7 protein-coding genes are annotated in these 7,099 nt (G+C 70.5%); 3 read left to right on the top strand and 4 right to left on the bottom strand.

Annotated features, from left to right (window positions below):
* Nucleotides 1-105: 105 nt before the first annotated feature.
* Both BZL64_RS18535 and BZL64_RS18540 read right to left on the bottom strand, forming a co-directional pair.
* Entirely contained in the window at nt 106-954 is an 849-nt protein-coding gene (locus BZL64_RS18535; protein ID WP_086770311.1) for a glutamate ABC transporter substrate-binding protein, read from the bottom strand.
* Between the two features lie 94 nt (nt 955-1,048).
* Nucleotides 1,049-1,825 carry an amino acid ABC transporter ATP-binding protein gene (locus BZL64_RS18540; RefSeq protein WP_086770312.1) on the bottom strand — a complete coding sequence of 259 codons (777 nt, stop codon included), beginning with the start codon at nt 1,823-1,825 and terminating at the stop codon, nt 1,049-1,051.
* A 324-nt stretch (nt 1,826-2,149) separates the two neighbouring features.
* Here BZL64_RS18540 and BZL64_RS18545 point away from each other — a divergent pair, with 324 nt between their 5' ends.
* Both BZL64_RS18545 and BZL64_RS18550 read left to right on the top strand, forming a co-directional pair.
* The gene (locus BZL64_RS18545) at nt 2,150-2,833 is read left to right on the top strand and encodes a response regulator transcription factor (protein WP_086770313.1); all 684 of its coding nucleotides are present in this window, start codon (nt 2,150-2,152) and stop codon (nt 2,831-2,833) included.
* Between the two features lie 9 nt (nt 2,834-2,842).
* Complete coding sequence (locus BZL64_RS18550) at nt 2,843-4,255, top strand: sensor histidine kinase (protein ID WP_086770314.1); 1,413 nt, start codon at nt 2,843-2,845, stop codon at nt 4,253-4,255.
* 81 nt (nt 4,256-4,336) lie between these two features.
* On the opposite strand, the gene BZL64_RS18555 is transcribed toward BZL64_RS18550, so the two are convergent.
* Nucleotides 4,337-5,335 (bottom strand): TAXI family TRAP transporter solute-binding subunit, encoded by a 999-nt coding sequence (locus BZL64_RS18555; RefSeq protein ID WP_086770315.1) that lies wholly within the window; start codon nt 5,333-5,335, stop codon nt 4,337-4,339.
* A 98-nt stretch (nt 5,336-5,433) separates the two neighbouring features.
* Between BZL64_RS18555 and BZL64_RS18560 the strand changes: the two genes are divergently transcribed.
* Nucleotides 5,434-5,841, top strand: coding sequence for a pyrophosphohydrolase domain-containing protein (locus BZL64_RS18560; RefSeq protein ID WP_086770316.1), 408 nt, complete (start codon nt 5,434-5,436; stop codon nt 5,839-5,841).
* Between the two features lie 28 nt (nt 5,842-5,869).
* Here BZL64_RS18560 and BZL64_RS18565 read toward each other — a convergent pair.
* A partial coding sequence (locus tag BZL64_RS18565) for a hypothetical protein (RefSeq protein ID WP_086770317.1) occupies nt 5,870-7,099 on the bottom strand: 1,230 nt, incomplete at its 5' end.

Genomic DNA, 7,099 nt, shown 5'->3' on the forward strand with positions numbered 1-7,099 from the left:
GTACGTGGAGGGCGCGACGCGCCGCCCGCCGTGATCGCGACGACGGGCGGCGCGCCCGCGGAACCCCACGGCGTGCGCGGGATTCCTGAGGCAGCGGCTGCCGGGTTACTTGACGATGACGCCGACCTTGGGGGCCGGCTCATTCTTGTACTCGGCGGGGCCGAAGTTCTCCTTGACCGCCGTGTCCCACGCGCCGTCGCTGACCATCTTCTCCAGCGCGGCGTTGATCTTGTCGAGGGTGGCCTTGTCGCCCTTCTTGACGCCGATGCCGTAGTTCTCGTTCGAGAGCTTCTCGCCGACGAGCTTGAACTGGCCCTTGTACTTGTCCTGCGCGGCGAAGCCCGCGAGGATCGAGTCGTCGGTGGTCACCGCGTCCACGGCACCGCTCTGAAGGGCGGCGATGCACTCCGAGTAACCGGAGTTCTCCCGCAGGTTGGCGTCCGGGGCGATCTTGTCCTTGACGTTCTGCGCCGACGTCGAACCGGCTACCGAGCAGAGGTTCTTGCCGTTGAGGTCCGCACCCTTGGCGATCTTGGAGTCCTTCTTCACCAGCAGGTCCTGGTGGGCCAGCAGGTACGGGCCGGCGAAGTCGACCAGCGCTGCACGCTTGTCGTTGATCGAGTAGGTGGCCGCGATGAACTTGACGTCGCCGCGGGAGAGCGCGTTCTCACGGTCAGCGCTCTTGGTCTCGACGAACGTGATCTGGTTCGGCTCGTAGCCGAGCTCCTTGGCCACGTACGTCGCCACGTCCACGTCGAAGCCGGAGAAGGAGCCGTCGGGCTCCTTCAGGCCGAGACCCGGCTGGTCGTACTTGATACCGATCTTGATCTTGTCGCCGCCGCCGCTGGTGGAGCCGCTGCTCGTGTCGTCCTTGTCGTCGGAACCGCACGCCGTGGCGGCGAGGGCGAGGGCGAGGACGGCGGCCGAGGCGGCGGAGACCTTGCGAAGCTTCATGATCGACTTCCTTTGGGTGATGCCTTCGGTGATGAAGGAGACGTGCGAGCCGTCGAGAGGCGGGTGACGCTGGTCACGGGCGCGCGGGGCGCCGTCAGTGGTGCAGGATCTTGGACAGGAAGTCCTTGGCACGGTCGCTGCGCGGATTGCTGAAGAACTGGTCTGGCGCAGCCTGTTCGACGATGCGGCCGTCGGCCATGAACACCACGCGGTTTGCAGCCGATCGTGCGAATCCCATCTCATGGGTGACGACGATCATGGTCATGCCGTCCCGGGCGAGCTGCTGCATGACCTCCAGCACCTCGTTGATCATCTCCGGGTCCAGGGCGGAGGTCGGCTCGTCGAAGAGCATCACCTTGGGGTTCATGGCCAGGGCGCGCGCGATGGCCACGCGCTGCTGCTGGCCGCCGGAGAGCTGTGCGGGGTACTTGTCGGCCTGGCTGGCCACGCCGACACGGTCCAGCAGGAGGCGCGCGTTGGCCTCGGCCTTCTTCTTGTCCGCCTTGCGGACCTTGATCTGGCCCAGCATCACGTTCTGCAGCACGGTCTTGTGCGCGAACAGATTGAAGGACTGGAAGACCATGCCGACGTCGGCGCGCAGCCGCGCCAGTTCCTTGCCCTCCTGGGGCAACGGCTTCCCGTCGATCGTGATCGCGCCTGTGTCGATCGTCTCCAGGCGGTTGATGGTGCGACACAGCGTGGACTTACCGGACCCGGAGGGTCCGATGACCACGACGACCTCACCGCGCTCGATGGTCAGGTCGATGTCCTGGAGAACGTGCAACGCGCCGAAATGCTTGTTGACGCTCTTCAGGACGACCAGTTCTCCGGGCGCGGCCGCGTCTTCCTTGGCCACCGATACTTCGGTCATCGCTCTCGGGCTCCGTCCTCCTCGGTTGCGGAGGACAGTAGTAACCACTGCGACCAGCGTCATTACATCTGAGGGGAATCTGAGGATCACGATCCGATAGCAATCGGACACCTGTCGTAGCACTTACGACCTGGGACCGTATCGGGCGGATAACGGAAGCCCCGCGCAACCGGAACCCACTTGACGGCGTCCTCGTCCATCAGCGTGACTGCCATGATGCACGCGCGCGTGCACCGCGCTTTTCGTCCACCGAAACCGTACGCCTAGCTCGTACGACTTTGTACAGAACCAGATGGTACGCCCGATGAACCGGAGGAGGCCGGGATGAGACTGCTGCTCGTCGAGGACGACAACCATGTCGCCGCCGCGCTGTCCGCGGTCCTGAAGCGGCACGGTTTCGACGTCACCCACGCGCGCAGTGGCGAGGAGGCGCTCCAGGCGCTCGTCCCGGAGGGCCCCGGCTTCGGGGTCGTCCTGCTCGACCTGGGCCTGCCCGACCAGGACGGCTACGAGGTCTGCGGCAAGATCCGCAAGCGCACCGCCACCCCCGTCATCATGGTGACGGCCCGCGCCGACGTGCGCTCCCGCATCCACGGCCTCAACCTGGGCGCCGACGACTACGTCGTGAAGCCGTACGACACCGGTGAGCTGCTCGCCCGTATCCACGCCGTCAGCCGGCGGACCGTCCCCGAGGACGCGGCCGGGGCCGGTGAGAACGAGCTGCTGCTCGGGCCCGTGCACATCGAGCTGCCCACCCGGCGCGTCACCGTGGACGGCACCGTCGTCCAGCTGACCCGCAAGGAGTTCGACCTCCTGGCGCTGCTCGCCCAGCGGCCCGGAGTGGTCTTCCGGCGGGAACAGATCATCAGCGAGGTGTGGCGCACCAGCTGGGAGGGGACCGGGCGCACCCTGGAGGTGCACGTCGCCTCCCTGCGCGCCAAGCTGCGCATGCCCGCCCTGATCGAGACCGTCCGCGGGGTCGGCTACCGGCTCGTCGCCCCGGCCTAGCGGGGATCGTTGCGCACACGTCTTCTGCCGCTGCTCATCGTCCTGATGGCGGCCGTGCTGCTGGCCCTCGGTGTGCCGCTGGCGGTCAGCGTGGCCGGCGCCGAGCAGCAGGACGTGGTCGTCGACCGCATCGACGACACGGCCCGCTTCGCCGCCCTCGCCCAGTTCGTCACCGTCCCGGCCGGCGACTCGGACCCGGTGGACACGACCAACGACGAGCGCCGCGCGGCCCTGATCCGTGAACTGGTCAACTACTACGACGTCTACGGCATTCGTGCCGGTGTCTTCTACGGCAGCGACACCCCCATGGCTCATGCGCCGAGGGACTGGTACCTCCCCGAAAAGGGTGAGGTGCGGGAAGCGTTCGAGGAGGCGCTGCTGAGCCGTCGCAGCCACGACCCCCAGCAGGTGTGGCCCTGGCAGCGCAACCGGCTCGTGGTGGCGTCCCCGGTGATCCGGGACGGCGACGTCGTCGCGGTCGTCGTCACCGACTCGCCCACCGGGGCCATGCGCTCGCGCATCCTGCACGGCTGGCTGGTCATCGCCGCCGGTGAGAGCGCCGCGATGCTGCTCGCCATCGGAGCCGCCCTGCGCCTGACCGGCTGGGTGCTCAGGCCCGTCCGCGTCCTGGACGCGACCACGCACGACATCGCCACCGGCCGTCTGAAGTCACGGGTCGCGGTGGCGAGCGGTCCGCCGGAACTCCGGCGGCTGGCCCGGTCGTTCAACGAGATGGCGGACAACGTCGAGGACGTTCTGGAGCAGCAGCGCGCCTTCGTCGCCGACGCCTCGCACCAGCTGCGCAACCCGCTCGCGGCGCTGCTCCTACGCATCGAACTGCTCGCCTACGAGCTCCCGGAGGGCAATGAGGAGATCGCGTCCGTGCAGAACGAGGGCAAGCGCCTCGCCCACGTCCTGGACGACCTGCTCGATCTGGCCCTGGCCGAGCACACCGAGGCCGACCTGCGGATCACCGACATCGGCGCGCTGACCGCCGAGCGCGTCGCCGCCTGGGCACCCACCGCCGAGGCCCAGGGCGTCCGCCTGCTCGGGGACTGCCCGCCCACCACGGCGTGGGCGGACCCCGTCACGCTCTCCAGCGCCCTGGACGCGGTGATCGACAACGCGGTCAAGTTCACGCCGGAGGGCGAGAGCGTCGAGGTGACGGTCGCCGTCGAGGGGGAGACCTCGACCGTCGTCGTCACCGATCACGGCCCCGGCCTGACCGACGAGGAGCTCACGCGCGTGGGCGACCGCTTCTGGCGCAGCGGCCGGCACCAGAACATCAAGGGCTCAGGCCTGGGCCTGTCGATCTCCCGCGCCCTGCTTGCGGCCGGTGGCGGCACGATCGCGTACGACCACCACGAGCCCACCGGCCTGAAGGTGACGGTGTCCGTGCCGAGGACGAGGCCAGTGGTCTGAGAACCGGCGTACGGGATGTCCCGGCAGTGGTCGTGGCCCGAGAGCCGGCGGCGAGGACGGCCGGCGGTGGCGTCGGCCTCGTTACGGCTTGACGGAGCGGTAGTAGCGCCGGGCGCCCTCGTGCAGCGGGAGCGGGTCGGTGTAGATGGCCGTGCGCAGGTCGACCAGCTGGGCGGAGTGGACGTGCCGCCCGATGCCGTCACGGCTCTTGATCACGGTCCGGGTCAGCCACTCGGTGAGCCGGGGGTCCACGTCCGTGCGGGTCATCAGCAGGTTGGACACCGCGATCGTCGGCACGGTGGAGCCGTTCTGGATGGTCGGGTAGGCGGACTCCGGCATGTTGGTGGCCCGGTAGTAGCCCGTCGCGTCGTCCTGCTGGTGCATCTTGGCCACCAGCGCGGCGTCGATCGGCACGAACCGGAAGGTGAATCTGTCGGCCAGCTTCTCCAGCCCGGCCGTCGGCACTCCGCCGGACCAGAAGAACGCGTCGATCTTCCCCTGCTTCAGCCGCTCGGGGCCGGTGTCGATCCCCTCCGACACCGCCGTGATGTCCTTCGCCGGATCCACGCCCGCCGCCTTCAGGACCCGCTCGGCGATTAGCCGCACGCCCGAGCGGGGCAGCCCGGTCGCGACCGTGCGCCCCTCGAGGTCCGCCACGGACCGCACGTCCGAGTCGCGCGGCACGACCAGCTGCACGTAGTCGTCGTACAGCCGGGCGACCCCGCGCAGCCGGGCGGACGCGCCGGGGTGCTCCCTCTCGTACGTCTCCACCGCGTCGGCCGCGGCGATGGTGTAGTCGGCCTGGCCGGTCGCCACGCGCGCGACGTTCTCCTGGGAGCCGTTGCTCGCGGTCAGGTTCACGTCCAGGTCGGGCATGTCCTCGGCCAGCGCGGTGCGCAGCCGGCTGCCGTACTCGTAGTAGACGCCGCTCGTGGTGCCCGTGCTGAAGGTGATCCTGCCGCTCGGCGGATCCTCGCCCAGGGGCAGCAGCCACCACAGCAGCAGCCCGAGGACGACGACGGCGGCGCCCGCGCCCTGGAGGGCCCGGCGCCTGCCGATGGGAGGGAACACCTTGGACATGCGCGCGATCCTGCCAGGTGGGGCGGCGAGCTGGCCAGGGCGGGCCGCACGGTGGCGGTGGCGGAGGGATTGTCAGTGGCCGTCGTTACAGTCGGTGCATGAGTTCCTCGCCCGCCGAGCTGGTCCGTCAGTTCCACCTCGCCTTCGGTCTCGACGCCCGCGGTACGCCGACGGAGGTGTCGCCCGCACTCGCCGCGCACCGGGGCGAGCTGCTCGCCGAGGAGGCGGCCGAGGTGGCCGAGGTGGCGGTGAGCGGCCCCCTGGACCGCCTGGCGCACGAACTGGCCGACGTGGTCTACGTCGCGTACGGCACGGCTCTGGTGCACGGGATCGACCTCGACGCGGTGATAGCCGAGATCCACCGGTCCAACATGACCAAGCTCGGCCCCGACGGACAGATCGCCCGCAGAGCGGACGGCAAGGTCCTCAAGGGCGAGCACTACGAGGCGCCGGACGTGCCGGCGGTGCTGCGCCGCCAGGGATGGGTCCCCGGCGGCGCGGCCTGACCGACGCGTCCGACCGTGACCGTCGGCGCTACGGGGTGTCGCTGCCGGCGAGCGGCCACTCGCGGTGCAGGGCACCCAGGGGAATGTCCCGCCGGAACACCGGGGTGCCGAAGATCGTCAGCTGCAGCCTCAGGGTGCCGGTCAGGTCGACCCCGCCGTACACCGCCCAGGAGCCGTCGGCCTCGAACCTGTCGTCGGTACCGGTGACGGTTCCGGTGGCCTCGCCGCGCACGTAGGGCGCCAGGTCGGCGACGACGCCGACGGTGCCGTACAGTCCGACGCTGGCCTCGGCGCCCAGGGCCGCCTTGACGCCGCCGGCGGTGGTGACGGACGTACGCACCGGGGTGCTCGTCATGTCGGAGGAGCTGACCGGGGTCCACCCCTGGGTGGGGCCGAAGGTGCCGCCGGCCGTGAAGTCGCCCGTGACCTGCTGCTCGACGTCGACGGTGATCCGGCCGTCGCCGCTGACCTGGAGATAGCAGGTCAGGTCCAGGTTGACCACGACGGGGACGGGGCCGACCTGGAGCACGGGGTCGGCGTGCAGGGTGGCGAAGGGGATCCGCGCCGGGGTCGCGGAGGCGTCGGCCCGGCCCGTGAGCGCCCAGCCCGAGCTCCAGTCGCCGGACACGCCCAGGTAGGCCGAGGCGGGTGCGGCAGCGGCGCCCTCGCCGCTGTAGCGGAAGTCGACCCGCGGGGCGATCTGCACGAACCCGGAGACGGACGCGGCTGCGGACGTGCTCGCCGAGGCCGTGCCGGCCCGGGTGGTCGGCAGGTCGGCGCGCACGTCGAGCCGCAGGCTGCCGAGCGGGACCGTCGCGCCCTCCGGGCCGACGTGCACGTCACCGGTCTTCGACCAGGACACGTCGACATCGGGCAGCAGTTCGTCCACGGCGAAGGCGGCCGGGGCGACCGGCACACTGCCCTTGGCGGTGTCGTCGCCGAGCAGGGCGTTGAGCTGCGCGGGCTCGGTCTGTACCTCCGTGCCCTCGGCGGTCTCGCCGATCACCTTCGTGACCTCGGCGAGGAGACCGTGCGGGGCGCCGGGGGCGGGGGCGCTGGCGATGACGTCGCCGACGGCGGTGCGACGGGGCGACTGCGAAGCGGAGGGTGAGGGTGAGGCCGAGGGGCTGGGGGAGCGGGTGTCGGCGCCGCCGTCGGGTGAGATGACGGCCCGCCGGGTGCCGCTGTCGTACGAGCTGACGCTGAGCTTCGTGCGCTGGGCCTGCGCGCCGGTGGCGCCGGGGCGGGCCGTGGCGGT

The organism is Streptomyces bobili (assembly GCF_002154575.1).
In the GTDB taxonomy this organism is placed as follows: Bacteria; Actinomycetota; Actinomycetes; order Streptomycetales; family Streptomycetaceae; genus Streptomyces; species Streptomyces bobili.

Bases quoted from the DNA above. Each gene is read 5' to 3' on its own strand.
- BZL64_RS18555 (WP_086770315.1), bottom strand. From the start codon at position 5,335: ATGTCCAAGGTGTTCCCTCCCATCGGCAGGCGCCGGGCCCTCCAGGGC.
- BZL64_RS18540 (WP_086770312.1), bottom strand. From the start codon at position 1,825: ATGACCGAAGTATCGGTGGCCAAGGAAGACGCGGCCGCGCCCGGAGAA.
- BZL64_RS18545 (WP_086770313.1), top strand. From the start codon at position 2,150: ATGAGACTGCTGCTCGTCGAGGACGACAACCATGTCGCCGCCGCGCTG.
- BZL64_RS18535 (WP_086770311.1), bottom strand. From the start codon at position 954: ATGAAGCTTCGCAAGGTCTCCGCCGCCTCGGCCGCCGTCCTCGCCCTC.
- BZL64_RS18560 (WP_086770316.1), top strand. From the start codon at position 5,434: ATGAGTTCCTCGCCCGCCGAGCTGGTCCGTCAGTTCCACCTCGCCTTC.